The sequence below is a fragment of the Allobosea sp. CRIB-10 genome (assembly GCF_900112185.1).
GTDB lineage: Bacteria > Pseudomonadota > Alphaproteobacteria > Rhizobiales > Beijerinckiaceae > Allobosea.
Window position 1 is genome coordinate 35,638 of the sequence record NZ_FOKP01000001.1, and the last position, 18,665, is coordinate 54,302.

Genomic DNA, 18,665 nt, shown 5'->3' on the forward strand with positions numbered 1-18,665 from the left:
AGCGGGCTCAAGATGTTCGACAAGATCCTGATCGCCAATCGCGGCGAGATCGCGCTGCGGGTGCTGCGGGCTGCCAAGGAGCTCGGCATCGCCACCGTTGCCGTGCATTCGACCGCCGACGCCAACGCCATGCATGTGCGCCTCGCCGACGAGAGCGTCTGCATCGGCCCGCCGCCGGCGCGCGAGAGCTATCTCAACATCCCGGCCCTGATCGCGGCCTGCGAGATCACCGGCGCCGACGCGGTGCATCCCGGCTACGGCTTTCTCTCCGAGAACGCCCGCTTCGCCGAGATCCTCGAGCGGCACAACATCGCCTTCATCGGCCCCAAGGCCGAGCATATCCGCAGCATGGGCGACAAGATCGAAGCCAAGCGCACCGCCAAGCGCCTCGGCATCCCCTGCGTGCCGGGCTCGGAGGGTGGCGTCGCCGATGACGAGGAGGCGCTGCGGATCATTCGCGAGATCGGCCTGCCCGTCATCATCAAGGCGGCGTCCGGCGGCGGCGGCAAGGGCATGAAAGTGGTGCGCAGCGAGGACGAGGTGTCCGTCATGCTCGCCACGGCCCGCAGCGAGGCCAAGGCAAATTTCGGCGACGACGCCGTCTATATCGAGAAATACCTCGAGAAGCCGCGCCATATCGAGATCCAGGTGCTCGGCGACGGCAAGGGCCGGGCGATCCATCTCGGCGAGCGCGATTGCTCGTTGCAGCGCCGCCACCAGAAGGTCTGGGAGGAGGGGCCGTCGCCTGCGCTCAACGCCGGCGAGCGCGACCGGATCGGCAATATCTGCGCCAAGGCGATGGCCGATATGGGCTATCTCGGCGCCGGCACGATCGAGTTCCTCTATGAGGACGGCGAGTTCTACTTCATCGAGATGAACACCCGCATCCAGGTCGAGCATCCGGTCACCGAGATGATCACCGGGATCGACCTGGTCAACGAGCAGATCCGGATCGCCGCCGGCGCGCCGCTATCGATCAGCCAGAAGGACGTCGTCATCGAGGGCCATGCCATCGAATGCCGTGTCAATGCCGAGCACCCCGCGACCTTCCGGCCTTCGCCGGGCAAGATCGCCTCGTTCCATACGCCTGGCGGGCTCGGCGTGCGCGTCGATTCGGCTGCGTATCAGGGCTATGTCATCCCGCCGCATTACGACTCGCTGGTCGGCAAGCTGATCGTGCACGGCCGCAACCGGGCCGAATGCCTGATGCGCCTGCGCCGCTCGCTCGATGAGTTCGTCGTCGACGGCGTCGACACCACGCTGCCGCTGTTCCGGACGCTGGTACGCAATCAGGACATGCTCAACGGCGACTACAACATCCACTGGCTGGAGAAATTCCTCGCCAATGGCGGCATGGATCAGTCGGGCGAGGCTTGAGCCTCGGCGCCTCCCGTCATGCTCGGGCTTGACCCGAGCATCTCAGGCCGAGTGAGGCGCCAATCGACTGCCTCTTGTCATGAGATTCTCGGGTCTGCGCTTCGCTCCGCCCGAGAATGACGACTAGGGTTTGACTCGGCCGCCCGCTCGCGCTCCCATCGCCGCATGAAGGCCCGTTCCACACCCGCGCGCGCGCCGGCGATCACGCCGGAAATCCTCCTGCGCGCCTATGCGGCCGGCGTCTTCCCGATGGCGGAGAGCGCCGACGATCCCGGCCTGTTCTGGGTCGAGCCGGACATCCGCGGCATCATTCCGCTCGATGCCTTCCATCTGCCGGGCAGGCTGGCGCGTACTGTCCGCTCGGATCGGTTCGAGATCCGGATCGACCACGACTTCGCCAGCGTGATCGCGGCCTGCGCCGAAAGCCGGCCGGACCGGGCCGAGACCTGGATCAACGGCCGCATTCGCGGGCTCTATGGCGAGCTCTTCCATCTCGGCTATGTGCATACGGTCGAATGCTGGCGCGAAGGCAAGCTCGTCGGCGGCCTCTATGGCCTGTCGCTCGGCGGGGCCTTTTTCGGCGAGAGCATGTTCCATCGCGAGACCGACGCCTCGAAGGTGGCGCTCGTCCACCTGGTCGCCCGGCTGAGGCGCGGCGGCTATCGTCTGCTCGATACGCAGTTCCAGACCGCGCATCTCTCGCAGTTCGGTACGCGAGAGATCCCGCGCGAGGCCTATCGCGTCCTGCTCGACGCGGCGATCGCGAGCGATGGCGACTGGTGGGGCTGGCCGCCGGGGCAGGACGTCCGGGGCCACGAGGCGCTGGCCGAGTTGCCGGGCTGATCCGATCAGGCGGCGGGTTCGCCGCCCGCCATCGGCGACGGCTCCCAGAGCTCGATCGGATTGCCCTCGGGATCGTGGATCCGGCAGAAGCGGCCGACCTCCGAATCCCAGTCCGGCCGGGTCTCGACGGCAATCCCGGCGGCGCGCAACGAAGCCATCATCGCGTCGAGGTCGTCGACGCGGAAATTGACCATCCACTGCTGCTCGGGCCGGCCGAAATATTCGGTCGTCGCGGCGAAGGGGCCGAAAATGGTCGGCCCGGCGTCCTGGCTCCAGACCGTCTTGTTCATGTCGGCGATGCCGAGATGCTGTTCGTACCAGGCCGAGAGGGCCTGCGGGTCGCGCCCGCGAAAGAACAAGCCGCCGATGCCGGTGACTCGCGCCATCGTCAGTTGCTGCCGGTCGGGTCGCGGCCTGGGACCGGATTGGTCGGGAAGAAGCGCTGCGACGGAGTCTGGCGCGGCTGCACCGGCACGCCCTGCGGCGGGGCGACATCGATGCGCTGGTTCGGCGGCGGCGTCTGCTGGGCCGGGCGGGCAGGGCGCCGCTGCTCGGGAGTGAGCGGTGGCGGCGCCGCCTCCGGCTCCTTCGGATCGACCACCAGCTCCGTGCCGCCTTTGCAGTCGGTCAGCCAGACATCATAGATCGCGTGCTCGACACCGTGCAGACCGGGGCTGGACGCATACATCCAGCCCGTGAAGATGCGCCGGTACTCGTTGTTGAAGGTGACCTCGTCGACCTCGGTGAAGGAGGTCGTCTGCGGCGCCTCGGTCGGCGGGCGGGTCCAGCAGATGCGCGGGGTGATCTGCAGCGCGCCGAACTGCACGGTTTCGTCGATCGCCACCTCGAAGGAGATGATCCGGCCGGTGATCTTGTCGAGCCCGGCGAAGACCGCGGTCGGATTGCGGATGCGGTCGGCCTTGGCGGGGACGGCCAGCGCGAGCGCTGCGCCTGAGATGGCGGCGAGGGCGAGGGCTCTGCGGAAGGAAGACATGCTGGCTTGGCGAATCTCTTTCAGCGCGGCCGCGCGCGACGGGGCGCAGTAGCACGCTAATCGCAGCGGAAAAAGGGCGGAACGCGGCATGCGCCGGGATCGGCACCGTCAGAGGCGGCGAATGTATTGCATCCCCGCCATAGCTGTCATGCTCGCAACGGGGTATCATGCAGTTGCAATCCATTTGCAAATTCGTATCCTGCCACTGCCTTGCAAGTGCAGAATCGGGGTCTCCATGGAAGCGCGGGTCGACGGAACGCCCCCCGGCTGGCATACCGAGCGCGGCGATGCCTCGCTCGCCGATGTCCACCGGTCGATCGCGGTGCGCAGCTCCGGGCCAGGCTGGCGCCGCGCGGCGGCCTTTGTCGGACCGGGCTATCTCGTCGCCGTCGGCTATATGGATCCCGGCAATTGGGCGACCTCGATCGCCGGCGGCTCCAAGTTCGGATACACGCTGCTCGTCGTCGCGCTGGTCTCCAACATCATGGCGATCGTGCTGCAGTCGCTCTGCGCGCGGCTCGCGATCGCCTCCGGGCGCGACCTCGCCCAGGCCTGCCGCGACGCCTTCCCGAAGCCTGTCGCCTATGTGCTCTGGGTCCTAGCCGAGACCGCGATCATCGCCACCGACATCGCGGAAGTGATCGGGACCGCGATCGGCCTCAACCTGATCTTCGGCATCCCGCTCGAGCTCGGCGTCATCATCACGGCGCTCGACGTCTTCCTGATCCTCTATCTGCAGCGGCTCGGCTTCCGTTGGGTCGAGGCGCTGATCATCACTCTGCTCGGCGTGATCGCGGTCTGCTTTGCGATCCAGATCGCGCTCGCCAATCCGAACTGGGGGCAGGTGATCCGCGGCTTCGCGCCGACCACCGAGATCGTCACCAATCCGGAGATGCTCTATCTGGCGCTCGGCATTCTCGGCGCGACGGTGATGCCGCATAACCTCTACCTGCACTCAGGCATCGTGCAGACGCGCGCCTATGGCGAAACTCTGCCGGAGAAGCGCCAGGCGCTGAAATTCGCCACGATCGACTCGACGGTCGCGCTGATGTTCGCGCTCCTGATCAACGCCTCGATCCTGATCCTGGCGGCGGCGACTTTCTACAAGACCGGCCAGACCGAGGTCGCCGAACTCGGCGACGCGCACAAGCTGCTCGGCCCGCTGCTGGGCGTGGCGATCGCGCCGACCCTGTTCGGCATCGCGCTGCTCTGCTGCGGCATCAACTCGACGGTGACCGCGACGCTCGCCGGCCAGATCGTGATGGAGGGCTTCCTCAAGATCAAACTGGCGCCCTGGCTGCGCCGGCTGATCACGCGGGGCATCGCGATCATCCCGGCCGCGGCGGTGACGATCTGGTACGGCGATGCGGGAACAGCGCGGCTACTGATCCTGACCCAGGTCGTGCTCTCGCTGCAGCTCTCCTTCGCCGTCTTCCCGCTGGTGATGTTCACCGCCGACAAGGCCAAGATGGGCGAGCTCGTCGCGCCGCGCTGGCTCATCGCCTTCGCCTATCTGATCGCGGTGGTGATCGCGGCGCTGAACGTCAATCTGCTGGTCGATTTCGTCGGCGGGGCAGGCTGAGAAATGGGGGCGCGGCCTTTCCGGCTGCGCCGCTCCAGAGCATTTTCGAGCGAAGTAGACACCGGTTCGCGTGAAGAAAATGCGATAAAACAACGACCTAGAACATTTCCGCGATTCGAAGAATTGCGGAAATGCGCTAGCGTGCCGCGCGCCTGGCGCGGAAGCGGGCGACCTTGTCGCGGTTGCCGCAGAGGCTCATCGTGCACCAGCGCCGGGTGTTGTTGCGCCCGCGATCATAGAAGACGAGCGTGCAATGATCGGCGGCGCAGCGCTTCAGCCGCGCCGGCTCGGCCTCGCAGACGAAACGGGCGAGATCGAGCGCGATCTGTGCGGCCGGGCCGGCGGGCTCGAACGCGAATCCGAGCGTGGGTCCATTGTCCCCGCGCTGCAGGACATGGTGGCCGTTGAGGCCAGCCAGCCGGCGGTTGACTGACGCCAGAATGGCATCGGACAGCGGCTGACCTGCCTCGAGCCGCTCAAAGACCGGCCGCAATTCCGCGCGCAGGGTGCGCAGCTCGGCCATTGCCTCGTCTGCATCTCCGGCAGCATCGCCGAGGCGGGCTGCTCTCAGCCAGGCCAATGCCCGCTCGGGACCATCGATCAGCTCCTGGGGGCCGGTTTCGCCGATTGGCGTGGTGTTGAGCAGATCCAGCCACGTGGCTCCTCCCACGAACGGAAAGCCGTCGCGGAATTCGCTGGAAGCCTGTGTCACGGACGCCATTTCGGACCTCGGAGCGGCATGTCGGTCTGTAACCGCTTACTTATCGATTGACAGGTGTCAAATCAAGTGACACCTTTGAATTACATAAACAGAGGTTACATCGCTCGCGATGATCCATTCCCCAGCCGCCTCGTCGCCATCACCCTCGCCACAGGAGTTCTCGCCATGACGTCCGTTACCGCAGCCGAGCCCGTTCCGACCCATTTCCGCACCGCCAAGATTGCCGGCACAGAGATCTTCTATCGCGAGGCCGGTCGGCAGGACGCGCCGACGCTCCTGCTGCTGCACGGTTTCCCGTCCTCCTCGCACATGTTCCGCGACCTCATTCCGCGCCTTTCCGGGCAGTACCGGGTGATCGCGCCGGATTACCCCGGTTTCGGCCATAGCGGCGCGCCGTCGCCGGCCGAGTTCGATTATCGCTTCGACCGTCTCGCCGATGTGGTGGAAGAGCTCGTCGATCGGCTCGGGCTGAAGAGCTATGTGCTCTATCTGCAGGACTATGGTGGGCCGGTCGGCTTCCGCCTGGCGCTGCGCCGGCCGGAGCGCGTGCGCGGGCTGATCGTGCAGAACGCCGTCGCCAATGCCGAGGGCTGGAATCCCGAGATCACCGCGTCGATGGGGCCGTTCTGGCGCGAACGCAACGCCGAGACCGAGAAGCCCTTCACCGATCTGCTGAAGCCGGAGACGACGCGCTTCCAGTACACCCATGGCGCTGCGCGGGCCGAGCGGCTCTCGCCGGATGCCTGGACGATGGATCAGGCCGGGCTGGACCGGCCGGGCAATCGCGAGATCCAGCTGCGGCTGCTGCACGACTACCAGAGCAATTTCGCCGTCTACCCGGCCTGGCAGCGCTATCTCGCGGAGCGCCAGCCGCCGATGCTGATCGTCTGGGGCAAGAGCGATCCGTTCTTCACGCTCAAGGGCGTCGACTATCTGAAGCAGCAGGTTCCCGGCGCCGAGGTGCACTTGTTCGACGCCGGCCATTTCGCACTGGAGACGCATGCCGGCGAGATCGCCGAGCACATCCGGGCGTTCATGGCACGGTTGCCTGCACGGTAGCCCGGGTGCTGGGCTCCGGCATCAGCAGGAGCAGCAGCGCCAATGCGATGCCGGCAGCGATGCCGAGCGTGATGAAGGCTGGGCCGTAGCCGTAGCCGACGACGATCGCCCCGGCGACAGAGGTGCTTAACGCAGCGCCGATGCCCTGCGCGGTCGCGATCGCGCCCTGAGCGACGTTGAAATGGCCGGTGCCGGCGGTGAGATCGGCGACGATCAGCGGAAAGAGCGCGCCGAAGATGCCGGCGCCGACGCCATCCAGCAGTTGCACGCCGATCAGCCAGGGCGCGGCGTCAGAGAGCGGATAGAGCAGGCCGCGCAGGCACAGGACCGCCAGCGCGGCCGCGAAGATCGGCTTGCGGCCCCAGCGATCGGCCTTGGCGCCCACGACCAGGGCGACCGGGACCATTACCAGCTGGGCGGCCACGATGCAGGCCGACATCCAGGTGGTGGCGAGCTCCCGATTGGCCAGCGCCAGCTTCTGGCCGACGAGCGGCAGCATCGCGGCATTGGCGAAATGGAAGAGCGTCGTCGACGCGGCGAAGACCAGCAGAGGCGGGCTGGCGAGAAGCACGCTGAAGCCCGACGGGTGCGCCTCGCCTGAGCCGGTGGACGCACTGTCGAGGCCGCGCGCGACGTCGTGGTCGATCGCGGCGGCGGGCACGCTCAGCGTGGCGACGATGCTGGCAGCGGCCATCGCCGCCATCAGCCAGAAGACGGCGACGGGACCGAGCCAGTAGGCGAGGGCCCCGGCGAGCAGTGCGGCGACAGCGTTGCCGGCATGGTTGAAGGCCTCGTTGCGGCCGATGCGCGCCGCGAAGGCCTTCGGCCCGACGATGCCGAGCGTGATCGCGGCGATCGCCGGAGGGAACACCGCGCCGGCGACCCCCTAGATCGCCTGCAGGATCGTCACCGGCACCAGGCCGGGAAAGAGCGGGATGGCGAGCGAGGCGGCCGTGATCGCGACCGCCGCTGCGACGAGGACGGCGCGCTTCGCCCGCACAGTATCGATCAGCGCGCCGGCGGGTGTCTGCGCGACGATGCCGGCAATTCCCGCCGCCGAGAGCGTGAACCCGATCGAGGCTTCATCCCAGTGCTGGACCGTCAGCAGGTAGATCGCGAGATAGGGGCCAAGGCCGTCGCGGACGTCCGCGAGGAAGAAGTTCAACGCGTCGAGCGGCCGACGAGCCGAAGCGGTGCGATCAGGGCCCATGTCGATCTCTCGGTCGGAACGGCGCGGATCAACGGCCGAGAGCAAGCGTGGTTCCCTTACGTCCGGGCACAAAAAAGCCGGCGATGCGTGGCACCGCCGACTGATCTCGATTCCTGGTCGTTCGTCAGCGGCCCGGGGTCCAGGCCTGGTAGTCGCCGGTCGCGGCCGGGGTCTTGTTCTCGCCCAGCGTCGAACCCGGCGGGCGATAGGCCAGGGCCGTGCCGGTATGGTTCGGCTGGTGCGGCTTCTGCCATTCGCGCGGGATATACTTTTCCTCGGACGGGGCGACGTCGACCGTGTGGTGCAGCCAGCCGTTCCAGCCGGGCGGGATCGTAGAGGCCTCGATCGGGCCGTTATAGATCACCCAGCGGCGCTGGACGCCGAGCGCCTTGTCCTTCACGCCGCCCTTGGTGCGGTAATAGACATTGCCGAACTCGTCCTCGCCGACCTTCTCGCCGAAGCGCCAGGTGTGGAAGCGGGTGCCGATGGTCTGGCCGTTCCACCAGGTGAAGAGCTGGAGCAGGGTCTTGGTCATCGCTTCGCGTCCGCGCAGGTCGGTACCGTCGCGCGACTTATGAAGATGCGGGCGTGCGATGTCCAGTGCGGCTCAGCGCAGCAGCGAGCGCGCGGTCGGAATGAGGCGGGCGATGTCCGGGGCGCGCCCGGTTCCCACGGCAATCTCGCGCAAGGCTGCTTCGAGCGCTGGTATCGCCTGCGGGACGGCCGGCCGGATGAGCGTGACCACGACACATTCACCCTCGCGCACGGGCAGGCGCGCGAAGCCGTTCTCGCTGCGATCGCTGATCAGGCTGGCGACTATGTTGCCGCCGGTGGCCCGTAGGGCGTCGGCGATCACGTCAGCGGCGAGCGAGGCTTTGTCGTCGGCCGTGTCCGGCGCGAGATGGTGGATGGCGACCAGATAGGGATGACCATCTTCCAGATCGGCAGTTCCTGGCGGCAGCCGTTCGCGCCCACTGGTAGCGAAGCCGGAGCCCAGCGCCGCCGCCGGCTTCAGCATCAGCACGTCGTGCCATTCCAGCATGGTCTCGTTGGCGGCAGGGCCGTGCTCAGCCCAGACCGGGCCGCCATAGAAGGCGGGGAGGGCGCGGGTCCGCGCCGTCTGATCGGCAAAGCCGCGGAACCAGACGAACTGGTCGGGCGCCGCGGGATCGCGGAACTGGCAAAGCACGCTCATCCCGACCGCCTCCTGCGTCTCGACCAAATGGGTATCGAAGACCGCGATCAGGGCCTCGCGCGCGCCAGGCCTCAGGGTGTAACGGCGCAACTCGAAGACGGTGTCGGTCATGGCGGTTCTCCGGCGGCCTTCGCAGCTAGGCGGGGAGCCCGCCCGGATACGTCAGCAGTGTCATCCGATCTCCGCCACGATTCGGACATGATTCGAGATGGCGGGAATCGGCCCATGGATCGCGCCAAGCGACCAAGCATCGCGCGGATTCAAGCACTTGTGGCTGCCGCTGCAGAGCGCGCTTCCGCTGGTAGCATTCGCCGACCACGGGTGACGCTTCGTTAACTATGGTCCGGTGGATTTTAGTGGTTTCACACCGGCAAGGATCGTTGCAAGCTCGCAACGGCGTGACGATTCCGCATGTGATTCCTTGGGCTTAGCGGGTGCCTTGAAACTTATCCCCGCGATCCACATCTTCCTACAAGATGTCGTATCCACACCTATCGCCTCGCACTAATCCTTGACGGCGCGACCCAATCGGGACTAAATTTTGACGGTCGCGTGACGGTTGGCGGAGACGCCTTTTTCGACCCGCGAAACGAGTTCCCAGATGGGTCGGATGATCACCGCGGCGCGCCAGAGACGGCGACGGCGAACGGCGACGTGCGTCTCCGGCTGGTCGCATCAGGAGACCGATGGCGGGGTCACACCGTCGCGGGATCCAGGGGCAGCAAACCGAGTTGGTCTGACATCAGGAGCCGGTGAGCAACCGGCCGCGCGGGGCGCCAGGATGCGTCCGCGGCAAGCATTGGGGACGAAGCTTATGCGCATTGAGCGCCGCCATACCACCGCCGGCCAGTCGCCCTATGCGGCGATCCCGTTCCGCTCGGCGGTGAGCGAGATCCGCAATCCCGATGGTTCGATCGTCTTCCGGCTCGAAGGCATCGAGGTGCCCGAGGCCTGGTCGCAGGTCGCGAGCGACGTGCTCGCGCAGAAGTATTTCCGCAAGGCGGGCGTCCCAGCTGTCCTGAAAAAGGTCGAGGAGAACGACGTCCCGTCCTTCCTCTGGCGTTCGGTTCCCGACGAGGCCGCGCTCGCCAAGCTGCCGGAGGCTGAGCGCTTCGGCTCCGAGATCTCGTCCAAGCAGGTCTTCGACCGGCTCGCCGGCTGCTGGACCTATTGGGGCTGGAAGGGCGGCTATTTCTCCTCGGAGGAGGACGCACACACCTTCCATGACGAGCTGCGCTTCATGCTGGCCTCGCAGATGGTCGCGCCGAACTCGCCGCAATGGTTCAACACCGGCCTCCACTGGGCCTATGGCATCGACGGGCCGAGCCAGGGCCATTTCTACGTCGACTTCAAGACCGGAAAGCTGGTGAAGTCGAAGTCGAGCTACGAGCATCCGCAGCCGCATGCCTGCTTCATCCAGGGCGTCCAGGACGACCTCGTCAACGAGGGCGGCATCATGGATCTGTGGGTCCGCGAGGCCCGCCTGTTCAAGTATGGCTCGGGCACCGGCTCGAACTTCTCGATGCTGCGCGGCGAGGGCGAGAAGCTCGCCGGCGGCGGCCGCTCCTCCGGCCTGATGTCCTTCCTCAAGATCGGCGATCGCGCCGCCGGCGCGATCAAGTCGGGCGGCACCACCCGCCGCGCCGCCAAGATGGTCGTGGTCGACGCCGACCATCCGGATATCGAGGCCTATATCGACTGGAAGGTGAAGGAGGAGCAGAAGGTCGCGGCCTTGGTCGCCGGCTCCAAGGCCGTCCAGAAGGCGATGAAGGCGGTGATGAAGGCCTGCGTCAATTGCGAGGCCGCCGACGATGCCTGCTTCGATCCCGAGAAGAACCCGGCGCTGAAGCGCGAGATCAAGCTCGCCCGCAAGGCGATGGTGCCCGACAACTATATCAAGCGGGTCATCCAGTTCGCCAAGCAGGGCTACACCGAGATCCAGTTCGACACCTATGACACCGACTGGGATTCGGAAGCCTATCTCACCGTCTCCGGCCAGAACTCGAACAACTCGGTCTCGCTGACCGACGACTTCCTGCGGGCCGTCGAGACCGATGGCGACTGGGAGCTCAAGGCCCGCACCACCGGCAAGGTCACCAAGACCCTGAAGGCGCGCGACCTCTGGGAGAAGATCGGCTACGCCGCCTGGGCTTCGGCCGATCCCGGCCTGCACTTCAACACCACGATGAACGACTGGCACACCAGCCCGGCCTCGGGACGCATCCGCGCCTCGAATCCGTGCTCGGAGTACATGTTCCTCGACGATACCGCCTGTAACCTCGCCTCGGCCAACCTGCTGCAGTTCTACGACCGGCAGGCCAAGGCCTTCGACGTCGCCGGTTACGAGCATCTCTGCCGCCTCTGGACCATCGTGCTCGAGATCTCGGTGACGATGGCGCAGTTCCCGAGCCGCGAGATCGCCGAGCTCTCCTATGAGTACCGCACGCTCGGCCTCGGCTATGCCAATATCGGCGGCCTCTTGATGACCATGGGCCTCGGCTACGACTCCGACGAGGGCAGGGCGCTCGCCGGCGGACTGACCGCGATCATGACCGGCGTCGCCTATGCGACCTCGGCGCAGATGGCCGGCGAGCTCGGCCCTTTCCCGGGCTACAAGAAGAACGCCAGCCACATGCTGCGCGTCATCCGCAACCACCGCACCGCCGCCCATGGTCTGGCCACGGGCTATGAGGGCCTGCAGGTGACGCCGGTGCCGCTTGACCATGCCACGCTGGAGCGCCTCGGCGGCTCCTCGGTGACGGTGTCGGAGCGGGCCAAGGCGAGCTGGGACGAGGCGCTGGCGCTCGGCGAGAAGCACGGCTACCGCAACGCCCAGTCGACCGTGATCGCGCCGACCGGCACGATCGGCCTGGTGATGGATTGCGACACCACCGGCATCGAGCCCGATTTCGCGCTGGTGAAGTTCAAGAAGCTCGCCGGCGGCGGCTACTTCAAGATCATCAACGGTGCGGTTCCCGACGCGCTGCGCGCCCTCGGCTACCGCGAGGCGGATATCGCCGAGATCGAGGCCTATGCCGTCGGCCATGGCTCGATGAAGCAGGCGCCCGGCATCAACCCCGGCTCGCTGCGGGCCAAGGGCTTCACGGACGAGAAGATCGAGGCGGTCGAGAAGGGGCTGAAGAGCGCCTTCGACATCAAGTTCGTCTTCAACAAGTGGACGCTGGGCGAGGACTTCCTCACCGGCACGCTTAAGGTTCCGGCCGAGAAGCTGAACGACATGTCGTTCGAGCTGCTGCCCTTCCTCGGCTTCAGCAAGGCCGAGATCGAGGCCGCCAACGTCCATGTGTGCGGAGCGATGACGCTGGAAGGCGCGCCGCACCTCAGGAAGGAGCACTACAACGTCTTCGACTGCGCCAATCCCTGCGGGCGCATCGGCAAGCGCTATCTCTCGGTCGAGAGCCATATCCGCATGATGGCGGCGGCGCAGCCCTTCATCTCGGGCGCCATCTCCAAGACCATCAACATGCCGAACGACGCCACCGTCGAGGATTGCAAGAGCGCCTATCTGCTCTCCTGGAAGCTGGCGCTGAAGGCGAACGCGCTCTATCGCGACGGCTCGAAGCTGTCGCAGCCGCTGAACTCGGCCCTGATCGCCGATGAGGACGACGACGCCGACGACGCGGTCGAGACGCTGCACCAGCAGCCCATGGCGGCGCGCGCCACGCAGATCGCCGAGAAGATCGTCGAGCGCATCGTCGAGCGGGTCGAGCGGGTGCGCGACCGCGAGAAGATGCCGGCGCGCCGCACCGGCTACATCCAGAAGGCGGTGGTCGGCGGCCACAAGGTCTATGTCCACACCGGCGAATATGCCGATGGCCGCCTCGGCGAGATCTTCATCGACATGCACAAGGAGGGCGCAGCCTTCCGGGCGATGATGAACAACTTCGCCATCGCGGTCTCGCTCGGCCTGCAATACGGCGTGCCGCTGGAGGAGTATGTCGAGGCCTTCACCTTCACCCGCTTCGAGCCCTCGGGCTTCGTGCAGGGCAACCAGTCGATCAAGAACGCGACCTCGATCCTCGACTACGTCTTCCGCGAGCTGGCGATCTCCTATCTCGGCCGGCACGACCTCGCCCATGTCGATCCCAGCGAGATCGGCCATGACGTGATGGGCGGCGGCGTCGATCAGGGCCGGGCGCCGGATGCGGCCGGGCCGATCACCTCGACCCCACTGGCCTCGTCGGGCTTCCGCCGCGGCAAGCCGATCAACCTGCTCGCCATCCAGGGCGGGGCGGCGGCCAATGACGCGGTCGCCCGCTCGGTCAGCAATGTCACCGGCCTCGCCACCGCCGGCGCGACCGCGCTGAAGGAGGAGCCGGAGGAGTTCGGCGAAGCTGAGATGAGCAAGCTCGGCTTCGCCGCGCCGGCCGCCCAGCCGACGACTTCAGAGCGCCGGGCCGAGGCGATCATGAAGGGTTATGTCGGCGACAGCTGCGGTGAGTGCGGCAACTTCACGCTGGTGCGCAACGGCACTTGTTTGAAGTGCAACACCTGCGGTTCGACGACCGGGTGTTCGTAAATACGAGTAATTTTGCGCAACAAGAGTGGTCGGGATTTCCGGCCACTCTAGAAAATTTCGTTTCGTGCTGTTCCGATAGATTCAACAAAGTGCAGAGGCATTTAATGTTAAACGAATGGGGGTGATTAATTGTTGCCGCCGGAAAAATTGGCTGAACTCCGAGTCAAGCACCTAGAGATGACGCAGGTCGTTGTGTCACGCCTTGCTGGGAGTGGCGCTTCAATAAAAAATTATTGCCTCGCACTTTGTACCGCGATCTGCGGATTGTCGGTTGCTTTGCAAAAGCCGGCAGTTTTTCTACTTGCATTGCTGCCTATCATTTTGTTCTCAGCTCTTGATGCTCAGTACCTGCGTAATGAGCGCCGCTTTCGAAGCCATTTCGATAAGATTCGTTCTGAAGATTGGGCAGTGCAAACTACGTTTGACATGAGCCCGGCGCCGTCGGCGAGCTTTTGGTCCGCATTTTTTAGCTGGTCAGTTATTACTTTCTATGGCGCTCTTGTAGGCAGCATCATAGGTTTAACTATCATCATGAGGTTGGCCCATGGGCGGTTCGTTTAGTCGCGGAACTCCGCCGAGGTTGGGCTTTAGCTCACTCGGTAGTTTGGGCCAATCGGCACCACGCAACTCGCTGCTTGCGGGTCTGGGCGGTCCTTCCCCATCGACGCAAGGTCTCAGTAGCCTCGCATCATTATTTGTAAAGCCGGTCAGGCGGCGTGCATTTTTCTCTTTTCACTTCGAAGATATCATGCGGGTAAACAATGTACGTCAGTCGTGGCGTACACATAGCACCGGAACTATCCTAGTCCCGAGCTTCACTGACAGTAGCTTATGGGAGAGTAAGCAGCTGGAGGGCTCAGACGCTCTAAAGAAGCTTATTCGCGAAGGGGTTGAGCATACCTCGGCCGTTTGCGTCCTGGCGGGCTCTGAAACTTGGTTGCGCCGCTGGGTTAAGTACGAAATCGCGCGCGCGGTTATTGATAATCGGGGGCTACTCACGGTCCATATTAATGGCTTGAATCATCACCAGCGGCGGATCCCGGATCGCCTTGGGCCTAACCCTCTAAATTTTCTTGCCGTTGGGCAAGATGAATTTGGCCGGTTCTACCTTTTTGAGAAATTTGCGGTGGCGACAGGCTATGCGTACCCGCAATATCGCTGGGAATGGCGCCGGTACGAAGATTACACTCACGCAATTTCTCTGCCTGCCTATCTAGCGAGGCCTGCCCCGGGGTATGTCACGCCGTTGTCCACTGGTGCGCCCGAGTACTGCTTCGCAACGGACAACGGTAGCAAGAATATCGGCCTTTGGATTGATCGCGCGGCGCAGATGGTAGGCCGTTAGCGGAAGTTCCGCGTGGTCTCCGGCCATGTTGGTCTGTATCTATATCTTCCTTGCCCAAATGCGCCCTCGCGCCTCCGGAGTTCCGTGCCGCCGCCGAGCAGCTCCGGATGCTGCCGCCGACTCTGCCATGCAGCTTCACCTTCTTGACCGCTTCGATCCGCCCTGCGTGACTGTTAGGCGCGGGGAACCCTTCTCCTGTGTGGGAGAAGGGCAGGGATGAGGGCCCGCCGCTGATCATCTGAACGCGCCGGCACCGCTGCGGCCTTCTACGGAAACGGCAGGCCCTCATCCGGCGCTCCGCGCCACCTTCTCCCATCCGGGATAAGGTTGGGTCGAGCTTCCTGCGCATTGATGTCGGAGCTGCTGGCCGGATATTGGAACATGCGGGTCGTCGCTCGACAAGAGATCGCTCCGCTATGAGAAGTCGGCATTCCGGCAGTCCATTCTTGTTCATGATCTCCACCCCTAGCGGAATATTCGGCGCGTGATCTTCAGCACTGCTCACGGCACGCCAAGACTGCGCAGCCAGTCCGCCAAAGCCGCGAGGCCGGAAATACAGTTTTGTTGCAGCGCAATATTGCGGACGCGGCGTTGCGCCGCACCACATACATGGATCAGGGGTCCATGCCAAAGTGTCGCCTTGACGCCGGACTTGCAGAGTTACACTATTCCAAACTAAGAGACCGGCGATGTGCGCCCTCTGGGAGGTATGAGATGCTGAAGGAGCTATCACGCCGCCAATTTTTAGCAGGGGGAGGGGCCGGACTAGCCGGCTCGGCCATTGCTGCACTCGGCTTCGGCGGGCCGGAGGAGGCGCTTGCCCAGGCTGTGCGCCCGTTCAGGCTGGCGCAGACCACCGAGACACGCAACACATGCCCGTACTGCTCCGTCGCCTGCGGCGTGATCATGTACAGCCTGGGCGACAAATCCAAGAACGCCCATTCCGCCGTCGTCCATATCGAGGGCGATCCGGATCACCCGACCAATCGCGGCACGCTTTGCCCCAAGGGCGCGGCGCTGCTCGATTTCGTCCATTCCGAAACGCGCACCAAGCATCCGCAATATCGCGGGCCGGGCCAGCGCGAGTTCAAGCAGATCGGCTGGGGCGAGGCGCTCGATCGCATCGCCAGGCTGATGAAGGATGATCGCGACAAGAACTTCGTCACGACGAATCAGGACGGGGTGACGGTCAATCGCTGGCTGACCACGGGCTTCCTGGCGGCCTCGGCCACGACAAACGAGACCGCTTTCCTGACCTATAAAACGGTCCGAAGTCTCGGGATATTGGCGTTCGACAACCAGGCGCGCGTTTGACACGGACCGACGGTGGCCAGTCTGGCCCCAACATTCGGTCGCGGTGCGATGACCAACTCCTGGACGGACATCAAGAACACCGACCTCGTCATCGTCATGGGCGGCAACGCCGCGGAGGCGCATCCCTGCGGCTTCAAATGGGTCACTGAGGCGAAAGCCCAGCGTGGCGCCAAGCTGATCGTCGTCGATCCGCGCTTCACGCGCACGGCTTCGGTCGCCGATTTCTATGCGCCGATCCGGCAGGGCACCGACATCGCCTTCCTGCTCGGGGTGATCCGGTACTGCATCGAGAACGACAAGATCCAGCACGATTATGTGCGCGCCTTCACCAACGCGCCCTATCTCGTGAAGGAGGGCTTCGGTTATCAGGACGGCCTGTTCACCGGCTATGACGAGGCCAAGCGCGACTATGACCGCTCGACCTGGGAGTACGAGCTCGGGCCGGACGGCTATGTGCAGGTCGACGAGACCCTGCAGAATCCGCGCTCGGTCTACCAGCTCCTGAAGAAGCACGTCTCCGTCTACACGCCGGAGATGGTCGAGCGCATCTGCGGCACGCCGAAGGACAAGTACCTGGCGATCTGCAAGATGATCTCGGAGTGCTCGGCGCGCGACAAGGTCATGACCTCGATGTACGCGCTCGGCTGGACGCAGCACTCCAAGGGCGCGCAGAACATCCGCACCATGGCGATGGTGCAGCTGCTGCTCGGCAATATCGGCATGCGCGGCGGCGGCATGAACGCCTTGCGCGGCCACTCCAATATCCAGGGGCTGACCGATATCGGCCTGATGTCGGACCTGATCCCGGGCTATCTGGCGATCCCGAAGGACAGGGAGCCGGATTTCGCGGCCTATATGTCGACGCGCGGCTTCAAGCCGTTGCGGCCGAACCAGATGAGCTACTGGCAGAACTACAGGAAGTTCATGGTGAGCTTCCTGAAGTCGATGTGGGGTCCGGCTGCGACGGCGGAAAACGACTTCGCCTATCAATGGCTGCCGAAGCTCGACGTGTCCGGCTACGACATGCTGCGCACCTTCGACCTGATGCACCAGGGCAAGGTCAACGGCTATTTCTGCCAGGGCTTCAACCCGCTGCTGTCCGCGCCGAACCGCGGCAAGATCACGGCGTCGCTGTCGAAGCTGAAGTTCCTGGTGGTGATGGATCCGCTGCAGACGGAGACGTCGCGCTTCTGGAAGGACGAAGGCGTCCACAACGACGTCAAGCCGGAGTCGATCCAGACCGAGGTCTTCGAGCTGCCGACGACCTGCTTCGCCGAGGACGAGGGCTCGCTGGTCAATTCCGGCCGCTGGCTGCAATGGCACTGGCCGGGGCAGGAGCCTCCGGGCGAGGCGAAGACCGATGCCTGGATCATGGCACAGCTGCACATGCGGCTGCGCGAGCTCTACCGCAAGGAGGGCGGGGCCTTCCCCGACCCGATCGTCAACCTGCACTGGCCCTATCGCGATCCGCAGGACCCGCAGCCGGACGAAGTCGCCAGGGAGCTCAACGGCTACGTCGTCTCGACCGTCACCGATCCGGCCGATCCGACCAAGGTGGTCCTGGAGAAGGGCAAGCAGGTCGACACTTTCGGCCAGCTGCGCGACGACGGCTCGACCGCCTGCGGCTGCTGGATCTATTCCGGCTGCTGGACCGAGCGCGGCAACATGATGGCCCGCCGCGACACCAACGATCCCGGCAATACCGGGGCCTATTCGAACTGGGCCTTCTCCTGGCCGGCCAACCGGCGCATCCTCTACAACCGCGCCTCGGCCGATCTCGACGGCAAGGCCTGGGATCCCAGGCGCAAGCTGATCGAGTGGAACGGCACGGCCTGGACCGGATACGACGTGCCGGACATCGCGGTGACCGCCAAGCCGAGGGATGTCGGCCCGTTCATCATGAACCCGGAAGGCTCGGCCCGCCTGTTCGCCCGCGGTTTGATGCGGGATGGGCCCTTCCCGGCGCATTACGAGCCGTTCGAAAGTCCGGTGGCCAATGTGCTGGCGCCGAAGATTCGCGGCAATCCTGCCGCGCGCATCTTCAAGGACGACCTCGCCGCGCTCGGGACTTCCGACAAGTTCCCCTATGCGGCGACCTCCTACCGCCTGACCGAGCATTTCCACTTCTGGACCAAGCATGTCTGGGTCAATGCGGTGCTGCAGCCGGAGTTCTTCGTCGAGATCAGCGAGCAGCTCGCGAAGGAGAAGAACATCCAGAAGGGAGGCTGGGTGAAGGTCTCCTCCAACCGCGGCTGGGTCCATGCCAAGGCGGTGGTGACCAAGCGCATCAAGCCGCTGATCTGCGACGGCAAGACCGTCCATGTCGTCGGCATACCCCTCCACTGGGGCTTCACCGGTGCGGCCAAGAAGGGCTTCGGCCCGAACAGCCTCACCCCGTTCGTCGGCGACGCCAACACCGATACGCCCGAATTCAAGGCGTTCCTGGTGAATGTCGAGCCGTCCAACGGACCGGCGGTCAGCTAGG

The 18,665-nt window shown here is 64.9% G+C and carries 13 protein-coding genes and 1 pseudogene; 8 read left to right on the forward strand and 6 right to left on the reverse strand.

Annotated features, from left to right (window positions below; all coding sequences use genetic code 11):
* Positions 1-12: 12 nt before the first annotated feature.
* Complete coding sequence (accC, locus tag BMZ69_RS00170; RefSeq protein WP_092153598.1) at positions 13-1,377, forward strand: acetyl-CoA carboxylase biotin carboxylase subunit; 1,365 nt, start codon at positions 13-15, stop codon at positions 1,375-1,377.
* 165 nt (positions 1,378-1,542) lie between these two features.
* Positions 1,543-2,220, forward strand: coding sequence for a leucyl/phenylalanyl-tRNA--protein transferase (gene aat, locus BMZ69_RS00175; protein ID WP_092153601.1), 678 nt, complete (start codon positions 1,543-1,545; stop codon positions 2,218-2,220).
* Positions 2,221-2,225: 5 nt separating this feature from the next.
* On the opposite strand, the gene BMZ69_RS00180 is transcribed toward aat, so the two are convergent.
* Positions 2,226-2,606: a VOC family protein gene (locus BMZ69_RS00180; RefSeq protein ID WP_092153602.1), complete on the reverse strand. Its 381-nt coding sequence runs from the start codon at positions 2,604-2,606 to the stop codon at positions 2,226-2,228.
* A gap of 2 nt (positions 2,607-2,608) precedes the next feature.
* A complete protein-coding gene (locus BMZ69_RS00185; protein WP_092153605.1) occupies positions 2,609-3,214 on the reverse strand; it encodes a DUF2155 domain-containing protein in 606 nt (201 codons plus the stop codon).
* A gap of 235 nt (positions 3,215-3,449) precedes the next feature.
* On the opposite strand from BMZ69_RS00185, the gene BMZ69_RS00190 reads away from it, so the two are divergent.
* Positions 3,450-4,796 (forward strand): Nramp family divalent metal transporter, encoded by a 1,347-nt coding sequence (locus BMZ69_RS00190; protein WP_092153608.1) that lies wholly within the window; start codon positions 3,450-3,452, stop codon positions 4,794-4,796.
* Between the two features lie 136 nt (positions 4,797-4,932).
* Here the strand turns inward: BMZ69_RS00190 and BMZ69_RS00195 are convergent, their stop codons facing one another.
* Positions 4,933-5,517, reverse strand: a complete 585-nt coding sequence (locus BMZ69_RS00195) for a CGNR zinc finger domain-containing protein (RefSeq protein WP_092153610.1) — start codon at positions 5,515-5,517, stop codon at positions 4,933-4,935.
* Positions 5,518-5,682: 165 nt separating this feature from the next.
* Between BMZ69_RS00195 and BMZ69_RS00200 the strand changes: the two genes are divergently transcribed.
* Positions 5,683-6,576, forward strand: a complete 894-nt coding sequence (locus tag BMZ69_RS00200; protein ID WP_092153612.1) for an alpha/beta fold hydrolase — start codon at positions 5,683-5,685, stop codon at positions 6,574-6,576.
* Here BMZ69_RS00200 and BMZ69_RS00205 read toward each other — a convergent pair.
* The 3 genes and pseudogenes from BMZ69_RS00205 to BMZ69_RS00215 form a co-directional block, all read right to left on the reverse strand.
* Positions 6,551-7,786: pseudogene (locus tag BMZ69_RS00205) on the reverse strand (MFS transporter). The gene BMZ69_RS00200 and the pseudogene BMZ69_RS00205 overlap by 26 nt on opposite strands.
* Before the next feature lie 124 nt (positions 7,787-7,910).
* Positions 7,911-8,321, reverse strand: coding sequence for an NADH:ubiquinone oxidoreductase subunit NDUFA12 (locus BMZ69_RS00210; RefSeq protein ID WP_092153614.1), 411 nt, complete (start codon positions 8,319-8,321; stop codon positions 7,911-7,913).
* A gap of 72 nt (positions 8,322-8,393) precedes the next feature.
* The gene (locus BMZ69_RS00215; RefSeq protein ID WP_092153617.1) at positions 8,394-9,092 is read right to left on the reverse strand and encodes an NIPSNAP family protein; all 699 of its coding nucleotides are present in this window, start codon (positions 9,090-9,092) and stop codon (positions 8,394-8,396) included.
* Positions 9,093-9,795: 703 nt separating this feature from the next.
* Between BMZ69_RS00215 and BMZ69_RS00220 the strand changes: the two genes are divergently transcribed.
* The 4 genes from BMZ69_RS00220 (at position 9,796) to fdnG (ending at position 18,664) form a co-directional block, all read left to right on the forward strand.
* Positions 9,796-13,521 carry a vitamin B12-dependent ribonucleotide reductase gene (locus BMZ69_RS00220; RefSeq protein WP_092153619.1) on the forward strand — a complete coding sequence of 1,242 codons (3,726 nt, stop codon included), beginning with the start codon at positions 9,796-9,798 and terminating at the stop codon, positions 13,519-13,521.
* 177 nt (positions 13,522-13,698) lie between these two features.
* A complete protein-coding gene (locus BMZ69_RS30955) occupies positions 13,699-14,082 on the forward strand; it encodes a hypothetical protein (protein WP_139218939.1) in 384 nt (127 codons plus the stop codon).
* On the forward strand, positions 14,066-14,866 hold the full coding sequence (locus tag BMZ69_RS00225) for a TIR domain-containing protein (RefSeq protein ID WP_092153621.1): 801 nt from the start codon (positions 14,066-14,068) through the stop codon (positions 14,864-14,866). The genes BMZ69_RS30955 and BMZ69_RS00225 overlap by 17 nt, the downstream gene beginning before the upstream one ends.
* A 714-nt stretch (positions 14,867-15,580) precedes the next feature.
* Positions 15,581-18,664, forward strand: a complete 3,084-nt coding sequence (gene fdnG / locus BMZ69_RS00235; protein WP_139218940.1) for a formate dehydrogenase-N subunit alpha — start codon at positions 15,581-15,583, stop codon at positions 18,662-18,664.
* Position 18,665 lies beyond the last annotated feature (1 nt).

Coding starts and splice junctions, on each gene's coding strand:
- accC (WP_092153598.1), top strand. CDS start 13: ATGTTCGACAAGATCCTGATCGCCAATCGCGGCGAGATCGCGCTGCGG.
- aat (WP_092153601.1), top strand. CDS start 1,543: ATGAAGGCCCGTTCCACACCCGCGCGCGCGCCGGCGATCACGCCGGAA.
- BMZ69_RS00180 (WP_092153602.1), bottom strand. CDS start 2,606: ATGGCGCGAGTCACCGGCATCGGCGGCTTGTTCTTTCGCGGGCGCGAC.
- BMZ69_RS00185 (WP_092153605.1), bottom strand. CDS start 3,214: ATGTCTTCCTTCCGCAGAGCCCTCGCCCTCGCCGCCATCTCAGGCGCA.
- BMZ69_RS00190 (WP_092153608.1), top strand. CDS start 3,450: ATGGAAGCGCGGGTCGACGGAACGCCCCCCGGCTGGCATACCGAGCGC.
- BMZ69_RS00195 (WP_092153610.1), bottom strand. CDS start 5,517: ATGGCGTCCGTGACACAGGCTTCCAGCGAATTCCGCGACGGCTTTCCG.
- BMZ69_RS00200 (WP_092153612.1), top strand. CDS start 5,683: ATGACGTCCGTTACCGCAGCCGAGCCCGTTCCGACCCATTTCCGCACC.
- BMZ69_RS00210 (WP_092153614.1), bottom strand. CDS start 8,321: ATGACCAAGACCCTGCTCCAGCTCTTCACCTGGTGGAACGGCCAGACC.
- BMZ69_RS00215 (WP_092153617.1), bottom strand. CDS start 9,092: ATGACCGACACCGTCTTCGAGTTGCGCCGTTACACCCTGAGGCCTGGC.
- BMZ69_RS00220 (WP_092153619.1), top strand. CDS start 9,796: ATGCGCATTGAGCGCCGCCATACCACCGCCGGCCAGTCGCCCTATGCG.
- BMZ69_RS30955 (WP_139218939.1), top strand. CDS start 13,699: ATGACGCAGGTCGTTGTGTCACGCCTTGCTGGGAGTGGCGCTTCAATA.
- BMZ69_RS00225 (WP_092153621.1), top strand. CDS start 14,066: ATGGGCGGTTCGTTTAGTCGCGGAACTCCGCCGAGGTTGGGCTTTAGC.